At 62.2% G+C, this 20,216-nt stretch carries 20 protein-coding genes; 13 read left to right on the top strand and 7 right to left on the bottom strand.

Annotation, left to right across the window (positions count from 1 at the left end; genetic code table 11):
* Nucleotides 1–36: 36 nt before the first annotated feature.
* Genes IP85_RS00740 through IP85_RS00715 form a run of 6 tightly spaced genes read left to right on the top strand, consistent with a single transcriptional unit; the run spans nt 37 to nt 6,096 of the window.
* The gene (locus tag IP85_RS00740) at nt 37–756 is read left to right on the top strand and encodes an ABC transporter ATP-binding protein (RefSeq protein ID WP_054147750.1); all 720 of its coding nucleotides are present in this window, start codon (nt 37–39) and stop codon (nt 754–756) included.
* A gap of 3 nt (nt 757–759) precedes the next feature.
* Complete coding sequence (locus IP85_RS00735) at nt 760–1,479, top strand: ABC transporter ATP-binding protein (RefSeq protein ID WP_054147749.1); 720 nt, start codon at nt 760–762, stop codon at nt 1,477–1,479.
* Nucleotides 1,466–2,329, top strand: coding sequence for a branched-chain amino acid ABC transporter permease (locus IP85_RS00730; protein ID WP_054147748.1), 864 nt, complete (start codon nt 1,466–1,468; stop codon nt 2,327–2,329). Before IP85_RS00735 ends, IP85_RS00730 begins: the two co-directional genes overlap by 14 nt.
* Nucleotides 2,330–2,336: 7 nt before the next feature.
* The gene (locus IP85_RS00725; RefSeq protein WP_197277971.1) at nt 2,337–3,452 is read left to right on the top strand and encodes a branched-chain amino acid ABC transporter permease; all 1,116 of its coding nucleotides are present in this window, start codon (nt 2,337–2,339) and stop codon (nt 3,450–3,452) included.
* Nucleotides 3,445–5,199 (top strand): FAD-dependent monooxygenase, encoded by a 1,755-nt coding sequence (locus IP85_RS00720; protein ID WP_054147747.1) that lies wholly within the window; start codon nt 3,445–3,447, stop codon nt 5,197–5,199. The genes IP85_RS00725 and IP85_RS00720 overlap by 8 nt, the downstream gene beginning before the upstream one ends.
* 9 nt (nt 5,200–5,208) lie before the next feature.
* Nucleotides 5,209–6,096 (top strand): intradiol ring-cleavage dioxygenase, encoded by an 888-nt coding sequence (locus tag IP85_RS00715; RefSeq protein WP_054147746.1) that lies wholly within the window; start codon nt 5,209–5,211, stop codon nt 6,094–6,096.
* 123 nt (nt 6,097–6,219) lie between these two features.
* Here IP85_RS00715 and IP85_RS00710 read toward each other — a convergent pair whose 3' ends face one another.
* The 3 genes from IP85_RS00710 to IP85_RS00700 all read right to left on the bottom strand — a co-directional run bounded on the left by IP85_RS00710 (nt 6,220) and on the right by IP85_RS00700 (nt 9,444).
* Nucleotides 6,220–7,677, bottom strand: a complete 1,458-nt coding sequence (locus IP85_RS00710; protein ID WP_054147745.1) for an amidohydrolase family protein — start codon at nt 7,675–7,677, stop codon at nt 6,220–6,222.
* Between the two features lie 84 nt (nt 7,678–7,761).
* Nucleotides 7,762–8,565: an IclR family transcriptional regulator C-terminal domain-containing protein gene (locus IP85_RS00705; protein ID WP_054147744.1), complete on the bottom strand. Its 804-nt coding sequence runs from the start codon at nt 8,563–8,565 to the stop codon at nt 7,762–7,764.
* A 21-nt stretch (nt 8,566–8,586) separates the two neighbouring features.
* Nucleotides 8,587–9,444: a dioxygenase gene (locus IP85_RS00700; RefSeq protein WP_054147743.1), complete on the bottom strand. Its 858-nt coding sequence runs from the start codon at nt 9,442–9,444 to the stop codon at nt 8,587–8,589.
* 110 nt (nt 9,445–9,554) lie between these two features.
* On the opposite strand from IP85_RS00700, the gene IP85_RS00695 reads away from it, so the two are divergent.
* Together IP85_RS00695 and IP85_RS00690 are read left to right on the top strand one after the other, a co-directional pair.
* Nucleotides 9,555–10,331: a citryl-CoA lyase gene (locus IP85_RS00695; RefSeq protein ID WP_054147742.1), complete on the top strand. Its 777-nt coding sequence runs from the start codon at nt 9,555–9,557 to the stop codon at nt 10,329–10,331.
* Nucleotides 10,328–11,476: a CaiB/BaiF CoA-transferase family protein gene (locus IP85_RS00690; protein ID WP_054147741.1), complete on the top strand. Its 1,149-nt coding sequence runs from the start codon at nt 10,328–10,330 to the stop codon at nt 11,474–11,476. Before IP85_RS00695 ends, IP85_RS00690 begins: the two co-directional genes overlap by 4 nt.
* Before the next feature lie 52 nt (nt 11,477–11,528).
* Here the strand turns inward: IP85_RS00690 and nikR are convergent, their stop codons facing one another.
* Nucleotides 11,529–11,942, bottom strand: a complete 414-nt coding sequence (gene nikR / locus IP85_RS00685) for a nickel-responsive transcriptional regulator NikR (protein ID WP_054147740.1) — start codon at nt 11,940–11,942, stop codon at nt 11,529–11,531.
* Between the two features lie 114 nt (nt 11,943–12,056).
* On the opposite strand from nikR, the gene IP85_RS00680 reads away from it, so the two are divergent.
* Genes IP85_RS00680 through IP85_RS00660 form a run of 5 tightly spaced genes read left to right on the top strand, consistent with a single transcriptional unit; the run spans nt 12,057 to nt 16,907 of the window.
* A complete protein-coding gene (locus IP85_RS00680) occupies nt 12,057–13,634 on the top strand; it encodes an ABC transporter substrate-binding protein (protein WP_054147739.1) in 1,578 nt (525 codons plus the stop codon).
* On the top strand, nt 13,627–14,631 hold the full coding sequence (locus IP85_RS00675; RefSeq protein WP_245280781.1) for an ABC transporter permease: 1,005 nt from the start codon (nt 13,627–13,629) through the stop codon (nt 14,629–14,631). Before IP85_RS00680 ends, IP85_RS00675 begins: the two co-directional genes overlap by 8 nt.
* Nucleotides 14,628–15,491 carry an ABC transporter permease gene (locus IP85_RS00670; protein ID WP_054147738.1) on the top strand — a complete coding sequence of 288 codons (864 nt, stop codon included), beginning with the start codon at nt 14,628–14,630 and terminating at the stop codon, nt 15,489–15,491. Before IP85_RS00675 ends, IP85_RS00670 begins: the two co-directional genes overlap by 4 nt.
* A complete protein-coding gene (locus IP85_RS00665; protein WP_054147737.1) occupies nt 15,491–16,300 on the top strand; it encodes an ATP-binding cassette domain-containing protein in 810 nt (269 codons plus the stop codon). The genes IP85_RS00670 and IP85_RS00665 overlap by 1 nt, the downstream gene beginning before the upstream one ends.
* On the top strand, nt 16,293–16,907 hold the full coding sequence (locus IP85_RS00660) for an ATP-binding cassette domain-containing protein (protein ID WP_054147736.1): 615 nt from the start codon (nt 16,293–16,295) through the stop codon (nt 16,905–16,907). The genes IP85_RS00665 and IP85_RS00660 overlap by 8 nt, the downstream gene beginning before the upstream one ends.
* A 20-nt stretch (nt 16,908–16,927) precedes the next feature.
* Here the strand turns inward: IP85_RS00660 and mmsB are convergent, their stop codons facing one another.
* The 3 genes from mmsB to IP85_RS00645 are packed head-to-tail and all read right to left on the bottom strand — an operon-like array spanning nt 16,928 to nt 20,199.
* The gene (gene mmsB, locus IP85_RS00655; RefSeq protein WP_054147735.1) at nt 16,928–17,815 is read right to left on the bottom strand and encodes a 3-hydroxyisobutyrate dehydrogenase; all 888 of its coding nucleotides are present in this window, start codon (nt 17,813–17,815) and stop codon (nt 16,928–16,930) included.
* Between the two features lie 53 nt (nt 17,816–17,868).
* Nucleotides 17,869–18,996 carry an acyl-CoA dehydrogenase family protein gene (locus IP85_RS00650; protein WP_054147734.1) on the bottom strand — a complete coding sequence of 376 codons (1,128 nt, stop codon included), beginning with the start codon at nt 18,994–18,996 and terminating at the stop codon, nt 17,869–17,871.
* Between the two features lie 15 nt (nt 18,997–19,011).
* A complete protein-coding gene (locus IP85_RS00645) occupies nt 19,012–20,199 on the bottom strand; it encodes an acetyl-CoA C-acyltransferase (protein WP_054147733.1) in 1,188 nt (395 codons plus the stop codon).
* Nucleotides 20,200–20,216: the final 17 nt, after the last annotated feature.

Genomic DNA, 20,216 nt, shown 5'->3' with positions numbered 1-20,216 from the left:
TTGTCGGGGCGCCGCAAGCCTGACGGAGGAGTGTCCATGCCGATCCTGGAACTGAATGGTGTGTCGAAATCCTTCGGGGCCCTCGTGGTCGCCGAGGATATCGGCTTTTCCGTCGAAGCCGGCGAGGCGCTTGGCGTCATCGGACCGAACGGCGCCGGCAAGTCGACGCTGTTCAACCTGATCACCGGCAACCTCTCCGTCGCCAAAGGGACTGTCCATTTCGATGGCCGTGACGTGACGAATGTCCCGCCGATGCAGCGCTGCTTTGCCGGCATGGGCCGCACCTTCCAGATCCCTCAGCCCTTCGAGCGGCTGACGGTCTACGAAAACCTGCTTGTTGCCGGCGCCTTCGGCAGTGAAAGCAGCGAAGCCGAGGTGTCCGATTTCTGCGCCGAAATCCTCGTCGAAACCGGCCTGATCGCAAAGGCGAACCGCCCAGCGGGCAGCCTGACGCTGCTCGAGCGCAAGCGGCTGGAACTCGCCCGGGCCCTTGCCACCAGGCCCAAGCTTCTCCTGCTCGACGAGATCGCCGGCGGGCTGACCGAAGGCGAGTGCCGGCAGCTCGTCGCAACGATCAAGCGCGTTCACCAGCGCGGTATGGCGATCATCTGGATCGAGCATGTTCTACACGCCTTAAACGCGGTCGCCGAGAAGATCCTGGTCCTGAACTTCGGGCGGATGATCGGCCATGGCGATCCGCAGACCATTATGAATTCGCGCGAGGTGCGCGAAATCTATCTGGGCATGGAGGTCTGAACCATGAGCCTCATCGAAACGAAGAACCTCACCGCCTTCTACGGCGACTTCCAGGCCCTGTTCGGTGTCGATCTCGTCCTCAATCCCGGCGAGACGATCGCCGTGATCGGCGCAAATGGCGCGGGCAAATCGACGCTGATGCGCTCGATAGCAGGCGTGCTGCGCAATGATCCTGCCGCCGTCCTGCATCGCGGCCAGCCGATCGGCGCGCTTGCATCACCCGACGTCATGGCCCGAGGCATCGCGCTTGTGCCGGAAGGGCGCCGGCTGTTCCCTTCGCTCACGGTCGAGGAGAACCTTCTCGTTGGTCGCCACGGCCGAAAGGTGAGCGGTCCCTGGTCGCTCGAAACAGTCTATGAACTCTTCCCGATCCTGAAGGAGCGTCGCCGTAACCCCTCGACGGCACTCTCAGGTGGCCAGCAACAGATGGTCGCGATCGGCCGGGCGCTGATGTCCAATCCGGAAGTGCTGCTCTGCGACGAACTCAGCCTCGGCCTCGCCCCTGTCGTCATCAAGGACATCTATGCCGCCTTCCCGCGCATCCGCGAAACGGGTGCGGCCATCGTCATCGTTGAGCAGGACATCGCCCAGGCGCTGAAGGTCGCAGACCGCGTTTATTGCATGATGGAAGGCCGGGTCACCCTTGAAGGGCGTCCCGCAGACCTCGACCGCGCCGATATCCACGCAGCCTATTTCGGAGCGGAACCCCATGAACTGGCTTGATACCATTCTCCAGGGCATTCTGCTCGGCGGGCTTTATGCCCTCTTCGCCGCGGGCCTCTCGCTCGTCTTCGGCATCATGCGGCTCGTCAATCTCGCCCATGGCGACCTGATCGTCTTTGCCGCCTTCCTGATCCTGCTGCTCGTCTCGACACTCGGCCTAAATCCCTTTGTCGCAGCCCTGATCGCCGGTCCGCTGATGTTCGGGGTTGGATACCTGCTGCAATATCACCTGCTCAACCGGACGCTGGGCAAGGATATCCTGCCGCCGCTGCTCGTCACCTTCGGCCTGTCGATCGTCATCCAGAACGGGCTTCTCGAAGCCTTCACGGCCGACAGCCAGCGCATCCCCGCAGGCGCGCTGGAACAGGCATCGCTGTCGCTCGGCGGTATCAATGCTGGCGTGATGCCGTTGCTAACCTTCGCCTCCGCGATCCTGGTGATCGTCGGCCTGAACCAGTTGATCTACAAGACCGCCCTCGGCCGTGCCTTCCGCGCCACATCAGACGACGTGGTGACAGCAGGCCTGATGGGCATCCGCCCGAACCAGATCTTCGCCATCGCAACGGGCCTTGCCATGGTGATCGTCACGATCGCCGCTCTCTATCTCGGCACTCGCGCCAATTTTGATCCGACAGCCGGGCCGGCACGTCTGATCTACGCCTTCGAAGCCGTCATCATCGGCGGGCTCGGCTCGCTCTGGGGCACGCTCGCCGGCGGCATCATTTTAGGTGTGGCCCAGACCGTCGGGGCCGCCATCAATCCGGAATGGCAGATCCTCTCGGGCCATATCGCCTTCCTGCTGGTCCTGCTGTTCCGTCCGCGGGGTCTCTTCCCGCGCGCTGTCGATTGAGGTGACGATGAACGCCAACAGAGAAATGCTGTCGAAGGTCATGCGCCCGACGCCATCCTGGCGGGTCGAGACGCGCACCCGCCTCTCCACGCTGTTCTCGCTTGCAGCCATCCTCTTCGTGCTGCTCTTGGCAGCAGCCCCCTTCGTCGTCTCGCGCGGCGTGGTGCAGGACCTTTTCTTCATCCTCACCATGCTGGCGCTCGCGCAGAGCTGGAACCTGCTGGCGGGTTATGCCGGTCTGATCTCCGTCGGCCAGCAGCTCTATGTCGGCTGCGGCGCCTATGCGCTCTTCGGCTTCGTCATCCTTCTCGGTATCGATCCGATCCTGGCCATTCCGCTTGCCGGCCTCTTCGCCGTGTTGGTCTCAATACCAACCGCCTTCTTCGCCTTCCGCCTCTACGGCCCCTATTTCGCCATCGGCACCTGGGTCATCGCCGAGGTCGGCCGCCTGCTCTTTGCCCAGTGGAAAGCGCTTGGCGGCGGCACCGGCACCTCACTTCCGCGCGACGCGACGCGCGAGATGTTCGGGGTGTCGTTGCTCGAAGACTGGTTCGGCATGCGGACCGCCGCCGCCGCCGACGCCATCGCCTTCTGGCTGGCGCTGATCGTGCTCGTGCTGACCATCTGGTTCGTCTACCGCCTGCTGCGCTCCAAGCAGGGTCTTGGCCTTGCCGCCGTGCGCGACAACGAGACGGCGGCCGGGGCGCTGGGGGTCGATGCTCAAAGACTGAAGCTCATCATCTACCTCTCGACCGCCTTCATCACCGGCGTCGTCGGCGCACTCATCTACCTGCAGAAGGCCCGCATCTCCCCGGACGCCGCCTTCTCGCTCACCGACTGGACGGCCTATGTGCTGTTCATCGTTATCATCGGCGGCATCGGCACCATCGAAGGGCCGATCCTCGGCGTGATCATCTTCTTCCTGATGCAGAATGCGCTGTCGAGCTATGGGTCCTGGTACCTGCTGCTGCTCGGGGCGCTCGCCATCGTCACCATGCTTTTTGCACCGCGCGGGATCTGGGGCCTGATCACCGACCGCACCGGCATCGAACTCTTTCCGGTCCGCCGCACCTTGAGGGGTGGATCGCTTGAACAAACGAAAAAGGGAGGGCCACATGGCTGACATCACAACCGACGTCCTGATCATCGGCACCGGGCCGGCCGGCTCGGCAACCGCCGCCTTGCTCGCGAGCTACGGCCTCGAGCCCATGGTCATCAACCGTTACCGCTGGCTCGCCAACACGCCGCGCGCCCACATCACCAACCAGCGCACCATGGAGGTTCTGCGCGATCTTGGCCGCGACGTTGAGGACGAAGCCTATATGTTCGCGACAGAACAGGACCTGATGGGCCAGAACGTCTTCTGCACGGCGGTCGCCGGCGAAGAGATCGGCCGAATGCAGAGTTGGGGCAACCATCCGCTCTCCCGCGCCGAACATCTCCTCTCCTCGCCCGGGCGGATGAACGACCTGCCGCAGACCTATATGGAGCCGCTGCTCTTCAAGACCGCCTGTTCGCGCGGTGCGCAGTCACGCATGTCGACGGAATATCTGAGCCATGTGCAGGATGCAGACGGCGTGACCACCACCTGCCGCGACCGGCTGACGGGCAAGGACATCACGATCCGCTCGAAGTTCCTGGTCGGCGCCGACGGCGGCAACTCCAAGGTCGCCGAACATGCCGGCCTCTCCTTCGAAGGCAAGATGGGCGTCGCCGGCTCGATGAACATCCTCTTCGAGTGCGATCTCTCGCGCTACGTCGCCCACCGCCCCTCGGTGCTCTACTGGGTGCTGCAGCCGGGTGCCGATGTCGGCGGCATCGGCATGGGTCTGGTCCGCATGGTCCGCCCGTGGAACGAGTGGCTGATCGTCTGGGGTTACGACATCAACCAGCCGGCGCCGGCGGTCGATGATGCCTTTGCCACCAAGGTCGTGCGCGATCTCGTCGGCGTCCAGGACCTGCAGCCGAAAATCAAGTCGGTTTCCACCTGGACAGTCAACAACATGTACGCGACCACGATGTCGAACGGCCGCGTCTTCTGCATGGGTGACGCCACCCACCGCCATCCGCCGTCCAACGGCCTGGGATCCAACACGTCGATCCAGGATGCCTTCAACCTCGCCTGGAAGCTCGCCGCCGTCATCCGCGGCCAGGCCGGCATGGGTCTGCTCGACAGCTACCAGGCAGAGCGCGCGCCCGTCGCCAAGCAGATCGTCACCCGCGCCAACAAGTCGATCGAGGAATTCGGTCCGATCTTCAAGGCGCTCGGCATGCTCGATTCCGTCGACCCGGTGAAGATGCAGGAAAACATGGACGCCCGCTGCGACAACACGGCGGATGCGGAAAAGCAGCGTGAGGCCATCCGCCAAGCGATTGCGCACAAGGTCTATGAATTCGACGCTCACGGCGTGGAGATGAACCAGCGCTACAAGTCGGGCGCCATCGTCACCGATGGCCAGCCGGAACCGGCCTTCGAAAAGGATGCCGAGCTGCATCACCAGCCGACAAGCTGGCCCGGCGCCCGCCTGCCGCATGTCTGGCTGTTCGGCCCGGAAGGCGAAAAGGTCTCGAGCCTCGACCTGACTGGCCATGGCGTCTTCACCGTTCTGACCGGCATCGGCGGCGATGGATGGGTGGCGGCCGCAAAGTCCCTGTCCAAGGAGTTCGGCCTGCCGATCACGGTTCACAAGATCGGTCCTCGCCAGACCTGGCAGGACTTCTCCGGCGATTGGGCCCGCGCCCGCGAAGTCCGCGATTCCGGCGCGCTCCTCGTTCGCCCCGATCATCACGTTGCATGGCGCGCGGAAGCAGCCATCAAAGACCCCGAAGGCGAGCTGCGGCGCGTCCTGAAAACTATTCTGGACCGGTGAGGCAAGACCATGCACGCGCACGAAAAGGGCTATTTCACTGAGGAGACCTCCGTCGAGGTCGTGACCGGCCGAAACGCCAATGCCAGGGACGAGCGACTGAAACAGGTGATGGAGGTCATCACCCGCAAGCTGCATGAGGCGGTCAAGGAGTTGGAGCCGACCCAGGACGAGTGGATGGACGCGATCCTCTTCCTCACCCGCACCGGTCAGATGTGCAACGAATGGCGCCAGGAATTCATCTTGCTGTCAGACGTGCTCGGCGTCTCGATGCTGGTCGACGCCGTCAACAACCGCAAACCCTCGGGCGCTTCGGAAAGCACGGTGCTAGGCCCCTTCCACGTGGCAGACGCACCTGAACTACCGATGGGTGCCAATATCTGCCTGGACAGCAAGGGCGAGGACATGGTGATCGAAGGCCGCATCCTCGACACCGAGGGCAAGCCGATTGCAAATGCCGTGATCGATGTCTGGCAGGCCAATGACGAGGGCTTCTACGATGTACAGCAGAAGGGCATCCAGCCGGATTTCAACCTGCGCGGCGTCTTCCGCACAGGGCCGGACGGACACTACTGGTTCCGCGCGGTGAAGCCGAAATTCTATCCGATCCCCGACGACGGTCCGGTCGGCCAGCTGCTCGGCAAGCTCGGCCGCCATCCCTATCGCCCGGCCCATGTGCACTACATTATCAAGGCGAATGGATACGAGACGCTTGTCACCCATATCTTCGATCCGGATGATCAGTACATCCATTCGGATGCCGTCTTCGGCGTCAAGGAAAGCCTGCTGGCGAAATTCGACCGCCGCAGGGATCCGCAGCGCGCCGCCGAATACGGTTTCAGCGAGGAATTCTGGGAAGTGAAACACGACTTCGTGCTGGTGCAAAAGAACCAAGCCTGACCGCGGATCAATCAGGCCCTTGGACCCGCAGCTGAGGTCCGGGTCGCATCTTCTTTTCCTCACCGCTGACGGGCACGCCCATATCGGATGCGCCCGTCAGCTTTTTTTGCGCCAGCTTCCACGCTAGTGGCGAAACAGATCCTGCTCCACGCCCGCCTTCTCGAACAGATAGTCGCGGCTCGCCTCCAGCTCCCGCCGCAGCTTCCCGATATCGTGACCGATCAGGCTTCCCTGCCACTTTTTGACCTGCCCCGCACAGAAGACCGTCGAGACATTGCTCCGCTCCATCAGCGTGACAACGGCGCCGGGCACATGGTTGAGGGGCGCCACATTGAGCGCGGTTGCATCGAGCAGAATGATATCGGCATCCTTCCCCGGCGTGAGACTTCCCGTCTTGTGCTCAAGCTTCAGGCCCCGCGCGCCTTCGATGGTCGCGAACCGGATCACATCCATGGCCGAGAGCAGTTTGGGATAGTCGTCGCCGCGCAGCGCCTTCTCATTGGCGATCATCCGCTGGAGGGTGATCGTCGAGCGCATCTGCGTGAACATGTCTGCGGTCATCGTGCATTCGACATCGGTGGAAAGCGATGGCTGCAGACCGAGGTCGAGGGCCTTCTGAAGCGGCGGTTCACCGTGACGCATCTGCATCTCGATCGGCACGGAGAGCGAGATATGCGCGCCGGCATCCGCCGCCCGCTGCCAGGCCATGTCGCTCATGCCGGTCATATGGATGAAGATATTGTCCGGGCCGAACTTGCCGGCCATGGCCAGGCCGTCGAATGTCGGCTGCATGCCGAAGGTTCCGACAACATGCAGCGCGATCGGCAGACCGAGCTCGCGGCCCGTCGCCCACGCCTCTTCGTGGAAAGGCAGGTAGATCTCCCCGCCCATCACCATGGTCAGCAATTGATCATCGCTGGAGAAATGTTCGGCCCTGATCCGCCGCGCGTCGCCCGGATACTTGGCAAGGTCGCCCCAGCCTTCGAAATAGCCGAAAACGGCGCGGCGGCCGGCATCCCTGAGGGCAGCTATCGCGGAATCCGAATGCACCGGCGAGTGATGGATCTGGCTCACGTCCATCACGGTCGTCACGCCGGCATCGATCTGGGCAATGCCGCCGAAGAGTTCGGAGATGTAGACATCCTCCGGGCGATAGAGGACCGAAAACTTCTGCAGCATCCACTCATAATAATTGGCGGTGCTTTCCGGACGCCCGTCATTCACCAGAATGGCATCGGACAAGAGGCTGCGCAGAGCGGTCTCGAACTGATGGTGATGGGTGTCGATGAAACCCGGCATGACGATCATGCCACTGGCATCGATGACGGCCGCATCCGCAGAGTCCAGGTGGGCGCCGACGGCGAGGATCTTCGCCCCCTCGATCAACACATCGCCGATGGTGTAATTGCCGACGGACGGATCCATGGACAGGACGGCCCCGCCCTTGATCAAGGTCTTGCGACCGGGCTGGCCCAGTCCAGCCGGCAGCGGCTGCGTCGCGCTGGAGCGACCAAGCTGCGGAACGGATCCACCGCCGGAATCTGCAGGGGATCTCAGTCTTACGTCGCAGAATTTACACATGCCCACCTCCCATTTTTCGCAATACGAAATTTAGTTCGCGTCCTGACTGGGGCGCGCAAAGTCTGCGCAGGCCCTTCGGCTCCCTTATCCGTTCAGTGCTGCCGATAGCGCTGGCGTTCGGGCCGCAGCCGCGCTGATCCGGCCGGCAGCAACCCGAAGATCGCCGAGCCGATCCGTCACCATCTGTTCCGGGCTGACAAGCCCCGAATAGCCGGAGGAATTGACCGCAGCCGTGACCCTGCCTTCTGCATTGCGGATCGGCACCGCGAGAGCCGTGATACCGTAATCTAGCTGATCGACAGTCGTCGCATATCCGCGCTCCCCGGCTTCGTCGATCAGCGCACGCAGGGCATTCTTGTCAGTGACTGTGCGTGAAGTGAGCGCCTTCGGCTCCACCCTCGCGAAGTAGCGCTCGAGCTCGGTCTTCGGCAGGCCCGCCAACAAAACGCGCCCCAGCGAGGTTGCGTGAGCGGGATAGCGCGCGCCGACCACGGCCGTCGCCCTTCTCGCGCGCTGGGTGGAATGGTGCGCGATATAGATGACGTCGTGCCCATCGAGCATGGCGATGGAGGCCGCGTCACCATGGGTTTCGACGATCTGCCTAAGTTCCGGCAACAGGATCTCATCGATGCGGGCGGCAAAGTAGAAGCCGGAGCCGAGCGTCATAACCTTTGGCTTCAGGAAAAACCGCTTTCCGACCGAGCCGACGTAACCGAGCGCCGACAGCGTGATCAGACTTCGGCGGGCAGCAGCCGGTGAAAGACCGACGCGCCGCGCGATCTCACTCAGGGTCATGTCAGGATGCGCTGCATCGAAACATTCGATGACGGCGATCCCCTTTGCCAGCGCTTCAACGAACTCCGCCGATCGCTTCGGATCCTCAACCATGTCCACCCTGTCCAGCAAAGTTCAGCCCTCGGGCGCAAGCACGAAATCGAACCTGCACTTCGCGTCCGGACGCTTCTCGAGGGCAAACGGGAATTCCTCGGATTTCTTGACAGGTTCCAGTTTGGCGATCAACGATTTTCGCACTCCGAAAACCGCATCATTGTCGATGTATTCCGTATTCTCGAAGAACAGTTCCGTCGTGATCGCCCGCATTTTTTCGGCACGTATGATGAAGTGCAGATGCGCTGCCCGCCAGGCATGCCGGTTGCCGGCACGAAGCAGCCGTCCGACCGGACCGTCATAAGGCACGGTATAGGGCTTCGGCAGGACCGTGGTGTAGTAGTAGCGGCCTTCGCCGTCCGCAGTGATCTTGCCACGCAAGTCGTATTTGTCCTGCCCATGCTCCTGGATCGGATAGGTGCCGCTGCCATCTGCCTGCCAGGTATCGACGATCGCGCCCGGAAGCGGATTGCCAAGAGAGTCACGCACGATGCCATGCACCAGCAGCGTTGTGCCGTCACGCCCCCGGGCGAGGTCGCCGCCCAGTTCGAGCTCCGGTGCATCATCAAGGTAGAAGGGACCGAGATTGGAGCCTTCGGTCGCCCCGCCGCGGGTGTTGATCATGTCGACCAGCGCGGACAGGCCCACGACGTCGGACAGCAGAATGAACTCGTGCCGTTCCGGGGTGGAGATCTTCCCGCAATCATAGAGGAACATCAGCATGCCCATCCACTCGTCATGGGTCATGTTCACTTCACGCGTGTAGTCGTGGAGGTGATCGATGAACGTCTCCAGGAGGAACTTGAAACGACTGCCCTCCTCGGTCTGGAAACTTTCCTTCACCGCTTCGGTGATCGTGAACTGATTGATCTGACCCATCGACATCCTCCACTCGACTGCCCCGTCTCCCGGCGGGTTGACGCAAAGCTAGAACAGGTTCTATTATTCGGCAAGTGAATTTATTTTCGCTATGCGAAAAGGAACTTTGAATGAGAATTGGCAAGCAGGACCAGGCTTTCACCGCGATCGCCACATCGGATGCGACATCCATCACTGTCAGAGGCCATGATCTGTGTGATGACCTGATCGGCAAGATCGATTTCACCGATTACTTCTGGCTGCTGGTCTGCGGCAAACGGCCGGACAAGCGACAGATCACAGCCCTCAACGCCTGCCTGGTCGCGATTGCCGAGCACGGACTGGTTCCGTCGGTGCAAGCGGCCCGCATGACGCTTGCAGCAGCCCCGGAGGCCTGGCAGGGCGCCATGGCCGCAGGTCTTCTCGGCATGGGCACCGTCGTTGCCGGCTCATCGGAGGTTGCGGGACGATATCTGGCCGAACTGGTCGCCGCTGGCGGAAACGAGGCGGCGGTCCGCGACTCGCTTGACGTTTTCCTGAAAGAGCGCCGGAAGGTTCCGGGGCTTGGCCACCCCCAGCATGCAGGCGGAGATCCCCGCGCGGACCGTCTGCTGGCCGTGGCCGACGAACTGCAGATTTCCGGGCAGCACATCGCCACCCTCAGACTGCTGGGCAACCTCGCGCCCGGCATCATGAACCGACCCTTGCCGATCAATGTCTCAGGCGCCATCCCCGCCGTGATGCTCGATGCCGGATGGCCACTCGCAGCCCTCAAGGCCATCCCCCTGATTGCCCGAGCAGCAGGCCTTGCCGCCCATCTCTATGAAGAAAGCGAACGGCCGATCGGCTTCATCCTGTCCCACCATGCGGATTTGGCCATTTCCTATGACGGAGAGACATCCGAATGAAGCCGCTTCAGTCCATTCGGGTCATCGAGATGGGGACCTACATCACCGGTCCGGCCGCAGCGATGCAACTGGCAGACCTCGGTGCCGACGTCATCAAGGTCGAGCGCCCCGGAGAAGGCGATCCATTCCGGGCCTTTAAAGGCGGGCTCTACTCGCCGCATTTCCAGACCTACAACCGTAACAAGCGCTCCATCGCCCTCGACACACGAAACCCCGAAGATCTCGAGGTCTTTCTCGCCTTGATCGCTTCGGCAGATGTGTTCATCCAAAACTTCCGGCCGGGGGTCGCGGAAAAGCTCGGCGCGGGCGAAACCAACCTGAGAGCACTCAATCCGAGGCTCGTCTACTGCGCGATTTCAGGCTTCGGAACCTCAGGGCCAGCGCGGGACAGACCGGCCTACGACACTGTGGCACAGGCGGCCAGCGGCTTTCTGCGCCTCGTGACACCACCCGACCGACCCCGCGTCATAGGCCCGGCTCTGGCCGATGCGGTGACGGGACACTATGCGGCAACCGGCATCCTCGCGGCCCTGATCGAGCGCGGAAAGACAGGCAAGGGCCGCAGGCTAGATATCTCGATGCTGGAGGCGATGAGCCACTTCAATCTGGACAGTTTTACCCATTACTACAGCGCCGGAGAGGTCATGGGGCCCTTGTCGCGACCGGTGGTCAGCCAATCCTACACCTTCGAATGCGCCGACCGGAAATGGATCGCCTTCCATCTCTCCTCGCCACAGAAGTTCTGGGAAGGTTTGCTTGATGCGACCCAGCAGCGCCATCTGGCAGACGATCCCCGCTTCAGCGAGCGCCTGGATCGCATCCGGCATCAGGATGAGCTGATCGACATTCTCGCTCCGGTATTTCGAAGCAAACCGCGTGACGAATGGTGCGGTTTGCTGGAAAAGAACGAAGTGCCCTATGCGCCGGCCTACGACAGCGACGAGGCGCTCGAAGACCCACAGGCAAGGCATCTGCAAATTGCCGTCACCGTTCCGAACGCCGAGATGGGAGACTTCACGACCGTCCGGCCACCTTACAGCTTTGACGGCGCGCCGGAATTTGCGGTCTCCCCTCCACCGCGACTGGACGAGCATGGGGCGGAAATCAGAGCCGAGGTCATCAAGGCATCACGCCAGGCTCGGTGAGACCTGTCGGAGCCTGAGGCTGGGACGAAGGATGGACCACCCAATCGAGCGGTCAGTCTTCGCTGCCCTGCAGTGGTATGATCTGGACACTCCCGTGGCGCACCGATCGCTCTGCAGTGATATGGTCGGAAAAATGCTGCACCTCGTTCATCGACCCCTTCAGGATGCCGACTTCGAGGCAATTCTCGGTATCGAGATGCACATGCAGGCTCGCGATCGTCAGGTCGTGATGATGATGGAAGCTGTTCGTCAGCCGCCTTGCAAGGTCGCGGGCCGCGTGATCGTAGACATAGCTCAGCACGCCGATGCAGGGTTCATCACCCTTCGCATTTCGGGTGGCTTCCTTCAGACCCGTTCTCACGAGATCACGGATCGCCTCTGACCGGTTCTGATCTCCGCGTGTCTCAATCAGCGCATCAAGCTCCTGCATCAGGTCGTCATCGAGGGTGATCGTCACGCGCTGCATATCAAACTCCCTTCGTATGATGTTTTGATATAGACATCATACACACCCAGCATTATTGTCCTGCCACTTAGGGGGTGCTTACGACACCATCTGATTGGGTATAGGGGAATTTTCATGACCAAGGCAATTCTGCGGCTTGCAGTTTCGACTGCTTTCGCTGCCGCCGTCTTGTCAGGCACCGCCCTTGCCACGCCGAAATCGCAACTGGTGCTCGCCATCGGCGGCGAACCCGAAGGCGGCTACGACCCTCTGACGGGCTGGGGACGTTATGGTCATCCGCTTTTTCAATCGACCCTCCTGACCCGCGATGCCAATTTGAAGACCCGTCCCGATCTGGCGACGGAATGGTTGCTCTCCGATGATCGGCTCACATGGACCATCAGGCTCCGGCCGGACACACGGTTTTCCGACGGCTCGCCGCTTGACGCCGAAGACGTCGCTTTCACCTTCAACGAGGCGGCCAAGATCGGTAGCGCCGCTGACCTGACCGCACTCGAGGCCGCCCGCGTCATTGACGATCAGACCGTCGAGATCAAGCTGAAGAAGCCCTGGATCACCTTCACCGAGAACCTCTATGCGCTCGGCATCGTACCCTCGGACGGCTATGGCGAGGGCTACGCGCGAAATCCGATCGGATCTGGTCCCTACAAGCTTGTCTCCTGGACCGAAGGCCAGCAGCTGATCGTCGAGAAAAACCCGAACTATTATGGCGAGACCGGGCCATTCGAGCGGATCACCTTCCTGTTTACCGAAGAAGATACGAGTCTCGCGGCAGCACAGGCCGGGCAGGTGGACATGGTCTCCGTGCCGGCAACGGCCGCCGATACGCCGCCACAGGGCTTCAAGCAGATCGTTACCCGGTCCGTCGACAACAGAGGCATCGTCTTCCCGATGGTGAAAGACGAGGGCAAGGTCGTCGGCGAGGGCAAGAAACTCGGCAATGATGTTACCGCCGACCCTGCCATCCGCCGTGCCGTCAATCTCGGGATCGATCGAAATCAGTTGGTAGACGTCGCCCTGCTCGGTCACGGGAGCCCGGCAGCGGGCCCGGCCGACGGGCTCGCCTGGTCCAATCCGGACGCAGCGGTAAGCTTCGATCTCGAGCAGGCCAAAACCGAGCTGGAGAGCGCTGGCTGGACGCTCGGCAACGACGGCATCCGTGTGAAAGATGGCCTCCGGGCAGCCTTCCCAATCAATTACCCCGCTTCGGATTCCACACGACGCATGCTGGCTGAAACCGTGTCGGCACAATTGAAGGGCCTCGGCATCGAAGCGACGGCTACCGGCAAGAGCTGGGACGAAATCGACCGCATCATGCATTCCGAGCCGGTGATGTTTGGCTGGGGCAGCCATTCGCCGCTCGAGGTCTACAATCTCTACCAGTCGAGCCTTGGCGGCGTGGAATTCTTTAACGCCGGCTTCTATGCAAACCCCGCCGTCGATCGGCATCTTGCCGCAGCGCAGGGTGCGCCAAGCCTGGAAGCATCCTTCCCAGACTGGCGACAAGCCGAATGGGACGGGACGACTGGGTTTGGTGCCAAGGGCGACGCCGCATGGGCTTGGCTCGTCAACCTCGATCACATCTACTACGTGAACGAATGCCTGGAGATTGGCGCCACCCAGATCGAACCGCATGGCCATGGATGGCCGATGACCGCGATGATCCAGAACTGGAAATGGACGTGTGAGTAAGGCGGGCCAATTGGGCTGGGTCGGGTTGATCGCCGCAAAGGCGCTCCGGCTTGTGCTCGTCCTCTTGACGGTCGCGATCGTCGCCTTTGCGCTGATGAAGAATTCACCTGTCGATCCGATCAATGCTTATCTCGGGGCCGACATCGCGCGTGTCGGGCCCGAGCAGCGCGCCCTGATTGCCGAAAAATGGGGGCTCGACCAGCCAGCGACCACACAGTTCTTTCGCTGGGCGAAGAATCTGATGGCCGGCGACCTCGGTTATTCCATGACCTATAACGCGCCGGTCGCCGACGTCCTCGTCTCGAGGTTCAAGGCGTCGCTTCCCCTGATGGGGCTTGCCTGGCTCCTCTCCGGCGTGCTCGGCTTCGCCCTCGGCGTGACCGCCGGTGCCTTTTCCGGCTCCTGGGCGGACAGGATGATCCGGCTCTATTCCTATGTGCTCGCTTCAACGCCCACCTTCTGGCTGGCGATCATGCTGCTTGTCGTCTTTGCAGTCGGGCTCAACTGGGCACCCATCTGCTGTGCTGCCCCGATTGGCGTCCTGCCTGAAGAAGTGACCTTGGCTGATCGCGCCCGGCATCTTGCCCTGCCGCTGATGGCGCTCAGCGTGCTCGGCATTGCCCAGATCGCGCTGCACACGCGTGCCAAGATGATCGAGATCATGCAGTCCGATTATGCGCTCTATGCCAAGGCGCAAGGCGCCTCGCGCATGGACATTGCCTTGCGCCATGGCGCACGCAATGCAGCGCTCCCTGCGATCACGGTTCTCTTTGCCTCGCTTGGCGAGTTGTTTGGCGGCTCGGTTCTCGCCGAACAGGTGTTCTCCTATCCGGGGCTTGGCAAAGCAACCGTGGAAGCCGGCATCCGTGGCGATGTACCCCTGCTCCTTGCGATCACACTGGCGCTGACCTTTGTCGTCTTCCTCGGCAACTCGATTGCCGATCTCCTTTACAGGCTGGTCGATCCGCGCATGGCGTCGGGAGTGCGCATCGCATGAGCGACATCCTCGATCTCCCGCCCTCCGCCCCCGATCGCGCGCCAGACGGACACAGGATACGAACGCTCGCGGTCGCAACCGTAGCAGCGCTCGCTTTGGCTGCCGTGCTCGTCTCCACCCATCTCTACGGGCGCTACGGCATTGATGCCGATTTTTCCACGCGCCTGCTCGAACCGTCATTGTCCCATCTAGCCGGTACCGATCAGCTCGGACGCGACATGTTCGCCCGCACGCTGCATGGCCTCGCCTTGAGCTTCTGGGTCGGCCTGATTGCGGCTTCAGGGTCCGTCGTCATCGCCATGCTGCTTGCACTTGTGGCGACAACAGGCGGGCGCCTCGCCGATGAAGCCGTGTCCTTCCTGATCGATGCTGCGATGGGACTGCCGCATTTCGTGCTTTTGATCCTCATCTCCTTCGGTCTTGGCGGCGGCACCACTGCGGTGATCATTGCGGTTGCCGTCACCCATTGGCCGCGGCTCACCCGCATTCTGAGGGCGGAACTGCTGCAACTGCGCCAGGCCGAGTTCGTGCAGGCATCCAGGCATTTCGGTAAATCCTGGATTTACATCGGCCGGCATCACTTTCTGCCGCATCTCGTGCCGCAGCTGCTTGTCGGCCTCGTACTTCTGTTCCCTCATGCCATCCTGCATGAGGCGGGTCTGACCTTCATCGGCTTTGGGCTTGAACCGTCCAACCCCGCAATCGGCGTTTTGCTGTCGGATTCGATGCGCTACCTCTCCGCCGGCAAATGGTGGCTCGGTCTGTTTCCGGGGCTGGCACTGCTACTCGTGGTCTTGAGTTTCGATGCCATCGGCAACGGGCTCCGGCTGTTGACCGATCCCCGGCAGGAGCAGACGTGATGCTTTCAGTCGAATCCCTGTCCATCGGTTTCCTGCGCTATGACGGCCTGATCCATCGCTGCGAAGTACCGGCCCTCGACGGCATCGACCTCAAGGTGGATCGCGGTGAGATCCTGGCTCTGGTGGGCGCTTCGGGCGCAGGAAAGAGCCTGCTTGCCCATGCACTGTTCAGCATTCTGCCGGAAAATGCTGTGGTGCGCGGCAACATATCGCTGAACGGGGAGCAGGTTGAAGCGGCGAATGGCGGTAAAGGCCAAGGCCCTCGCATGGCGCTGGTTCCGCAATCGCTCAGCCATCTCGACCCGCTGGCCCGCTGTGGCAAACAATTGCTGTGGGCCGCAAAACGCAGCGGCAAAGTGAAAACGACGGCAGACCTGATCGACACGCTTGAGAGCTTCGGTCTTGGCGCCGAGGTCATGCGGCTTTATCCGCATCAGGTCTCGGGCGGCATGGCGCGCCGCCTGCTTCTCGCCATAGCCACCATCGGAGAGCCGGATCTGATCGTCGCCGACGAACCGACAAGCGGGCTTGATCCTAACGCTGCGGACAACGTGCTTCGACATCTCCGCCGCCTCGCCGATCGCGGCAAGGCAGTGCTTCTGATCACCCATGATCTCGTCACCGCCGTCTCCCCTGCCGACCGGGTCGCGATTCTGGAACAAGGCAGATTGCTCGGCATCGAGCCGGCCAATGCTTTTTCCGAGGATGGCAAACGCCTGACGCTGCCTTATGCGCGGGCGCTCTGGCTTGCCATGCCGGGAAACCAGTTCTCGGCCGCACCGCTTGCGCGGGAGGCCGCGCGTGCTTGAGGTAACAGGTGTCGACTTCGGCTTTGGCAAAGCAAAGCCCCTGCTGGATGGCGTATCGCTGACGCTGAATCCGGGCGAGATCCTCGGTCTTTCCGGCCCATCCGGCGCCGGCAAATCGACGCTCGGGCGCATCGTGGCGGGCTATCTGAAGCCCCAGAAGGGTGAGGTTCTCCTCTACGGTGCAGCCCCTGCCCCGGGCTATTGCGGGGTTCAACACATCCACCAGTCCTCGATCTTCGCCGTCAATCCGCGATGGCGGCTGGGCCGGATCATCACAGAAGCCTGGCAGCCGGATGATCAGACGCTGGATGCCATCGGCGTGTCGCGTGCCTGGTTTGATCGCTACCCGCACGAAATCTCGGGCGGCGAACTGCAACGGGTTGTACTGGCGAGGGCGCTTGGCCCCGACACCCGCTTCCTGGTCGCCGACGAACTATCCGCCATGCTTGATCCGATCACCCAGGTGGAAATCTGGTCCTTCCTGATGGACCGTTGTCGCCAGGGCCTCGGCATCCTTGCCATCAGCCATGATGCCGCCTTGCTGAAGCGCGTGAGTTCACGGCAGCTCAAGCTCTGTACTGGTGGCTTGATGCCGCTGGTCGCTTGAGGGCCTCCGCAACTTGTTCTTCAGGGAGACCTGTCTCTGATGGTGTTGATGATCGACGAAAAATCTTCGCCGCCATGCCCTAGCTGGTCGAAGAGCTCGTAAAGCTCAGTCGCATGCGCGCCGAGAGCCGTAGCCGCACCGGTCGATTTTGCCGCTTCCTGCGACAACCGCATGTCTTTGAGCATCAAGGCTGCGGCGAAACCCGGCTTGTAGTCCCGGTTTGCCGGCGATGTCGGAACGGGTCCGGGCACCGGGCAGTTCGTGCTGATCGCCCAGCACTGGCCCGATGATGTCGAGGCCACGTCAAACAGGGCCTGATGCGACAGCCCGAGCTTCTCGCCAAGCACGAAGGCCTCGCAGACCCCTGCCATGGTGATCCCGAGGATCATATTGTTGCAGATCTTGGCAGCCTGACCGGCGCCGGCCGAACCGCAATGGACGACCCGTCGTCCCATGGCTTCCAGGATAGTGCGGCCCCGGTGCAAAGCATCCGCCTCCCCGCCAACCATGAAGGTCAGGGTGCCCGCACTTGCCCCGGCTGTTCCACCGGAGACCGGCGCATCGAGCGACAGGCAGCCGGCCCCATTGGCAAGCGCATGGCATTTTCGGGCGCTGTCCACATCGATCGTCGAGCAGTCGATCATCAGTGTCCCCTGATCGACGACCGCGACGAGTTCGCTCCAGACCGACAGGACATGATGACCGGCAGGCAGCATGGTGATGACGATCGTAGCGCCACTCAGGGTTTCTGCCGCTGTATTGCAGAGCGTGATGCCGCTTTCTCTCGCGGCGAGCTTCGCTGTTTCAGAAAGATCGAAGCCCCGGACCGGATACCCCGCCTTGACGAGATTGGCAGCCATCGGCCCACCCATATTGCCAAGACCAATGAAGGCTATCGTCTCAAGCATAGCATTTCCTCCCTGTTTTCACGTCCGTCCCCGAGCGCTCCCAATGTGGCATCCTACAGGTTTCGCGCAATCACCATGCGCTGAACGTCGCTGGTCCCTTCGTAGATCTGGCAGATGCGCGCATCCCGGTAGATCCGCTCAACCGGATAATCCCGCATATAGCCATAGCCACCGTGGATCTGGATCGCATCCGAGCAGACGCGCTCGACCATCTCGGACGCGAAGAGTTTGGCCATCGAGGCTTGCGAAATGCAGGGAATGCCGGCCTCGCGCAGCGAAGCTGCATGCCAGACGAGCTGTCGTGCGGCCTCGATCTGTGTCGCCATATCGGCGAGGCGGAAGGCAACCGCCTGATGCTCGGCGATTGCTTTGCCGAAAGCCTTTCGCTCACCTGCATAATCGCGCGCCGCCTCGAAGGCCGCCTGCGCCATGCCGACCGATTGGGCCGCAATCCCGATGCGCCCTCCCTCCAGATTGGAAAGCGCAATACGATAACCTTCCCCTTCCTCGCCGAGCCTGTTCTCGACGGGAATCTTCATCCCGTTAAAGGCAATCTGGCAGGTGTCTGACGCGTTGAGACCGAGCTTCTCCTCGACGCGCACGACCTCGTAGCCCGGTGTATCCGTCGGCACGATAAAGGCCGTGATCCCGTTCTTGGCCGCACTGGGATCAGTCACGGCAAACACGATGATGACATGACCATTCTTGCCCGAGGTGATGAACTGCTTGGCACCGTCGATGATGTAATGATCACCCTCGCGCCGTGCGCGGGTTTTGAGGTTGGAGGCATCCGATCCGGCCTGTGGCTCGGTCAGGGCAAAGCCGCCGATCCATTCTCCCGAAGCCAGTTTCGGCAGGAAGCGCTGCCGCTGCTCTTCCGTGCCGAACTTCAGGATCGGCACACACCCCACCGAGCTGTGGACGCTCATGATCGTCGAGCAGGCGCCGTCGCCCGCGGCAATTTCCTCGACCGCGATCGCATAGCCGAGCACACCGGTGTCCGAGCCCCCATAGGCTTCCGGCACAAGCATGCCAAGCAGCCCAAGCTCACCCATTTCGGTCAGTTCCTCGCGTGGGAAACGGTGTTGCCGGTCGCGTTCGGCGGCACCTGGGGCAAGCCGCTCCCGGGCAAAGCTGCGCGTCATCTCGAGGATCTGCTGTTGAAGCTCTGAAAGAACCATCCCGTCTTCCTCCAATCACGCCCGCTCGATGGCAATCGCCGTGGCTTCGCCACCGCCAATGCAGAGAGCCGCCATGCCGCGTTTCAGATCGTACCGTTCGAGTGCGGCGATCAGCGTCACCAGGATCCGCGCGCCCGAGGCGCCGATCGGATGGCCCAGCGCGCAGGCACCGCCATGAATATTGACCTTGTCATGCGGCAGATCGAGGTCGCGCATCGCGGCCATGGCGACGACCGCAAAGGCTTCGTTGATTTCGAACAGATCGACCTCAGATAGCGGCAGGCCGATGCGATCGGAGAGCTTCTGCAGGGCACCGATCGGCGCGGTGGCAAACAGGCCAGGCGCCTGCGAATGCGTGGCGTGCCCGAGGATCGTGGCAAGCGGGACAAGACCGCGCCGCTCCGCTTCCGAGCGGCGCATCAGGACGAGTGCAGCCGCACCATCGGAAATCGAGCTGGAATTGGCAGCCGTCACCGTACCGCCATCGCGGAAGGCGGGCTTCAGCGTCGGGATCTTCTCCGGCTTTGCCTTGCCCGGCTGCTCGTCGCGGCTGATCTCCTGTTCCGCCTTGCCGGCCTTGACGTTAACCGGCACGACTTCGCGCTCGAAGCTGCCATCGGCGATAGCCTTTGTTGCCCGCGTGAGCGAGGCGATGGCATAGGCGTCCTGCGCCTCACGGGTAAACTGGTAGGCCTCGGCGCAATCTTCCGCGAAGGTGCCCATCAGCCGGCCCTTGTCATAGGCATCCTCAAGGCCATCGAGAAACATGTGATCGAGCACACGCCCATGTCCAAGCCGGTAGCCGGCGCGGGCGCGGTCAAGCAGATAGGGCGCATTGGTCATGCTCTCCATGCCGCCGGCAACCGCGACAGAGGCGCTCCCGGCGACGAGCAAGTCATGGGCGAGCATGGCGGCCTTCATGCCCGAACCGCACATCTTGTTGACGGTCGTAGCCCCCGCCGAGAAAGGCAGACCGGCACCGATCGCGGCCTGTCTTGCAGGCGCCTGGCCCTGGCCTGCCGGCAGGACACAGCCGAACAGGATCTCTTCGACGGCCTCGGCTGGAAGCCCGCTGCGGTCGAGCGCCGCCCGGATGGCGGCAGCGCCTAGCGCGGCTGCGGTCATCTCCATCAGCTCGCCCTGAAAGCCCCCGATCGGGGTTCGGGCAGAACCGACAATGACGATTGGATCCTGAACTCCCATCTCTTCTCCTTCAGCAG

Origin of the sequence: Rhizobium sp. AAP116 (genome assembly GCF_001295785.1) — a bacterium.
In the GTDB taxonomy this organism is placed as follows: Bacteria; Pseudomonadota; Alphaproteobacteria; order Rhizobiales; family Rhizobiaceae; genus Allorhizobium.
This window is presented reverse-complemented; position numbering and strand designations above follow the sequence as displayed.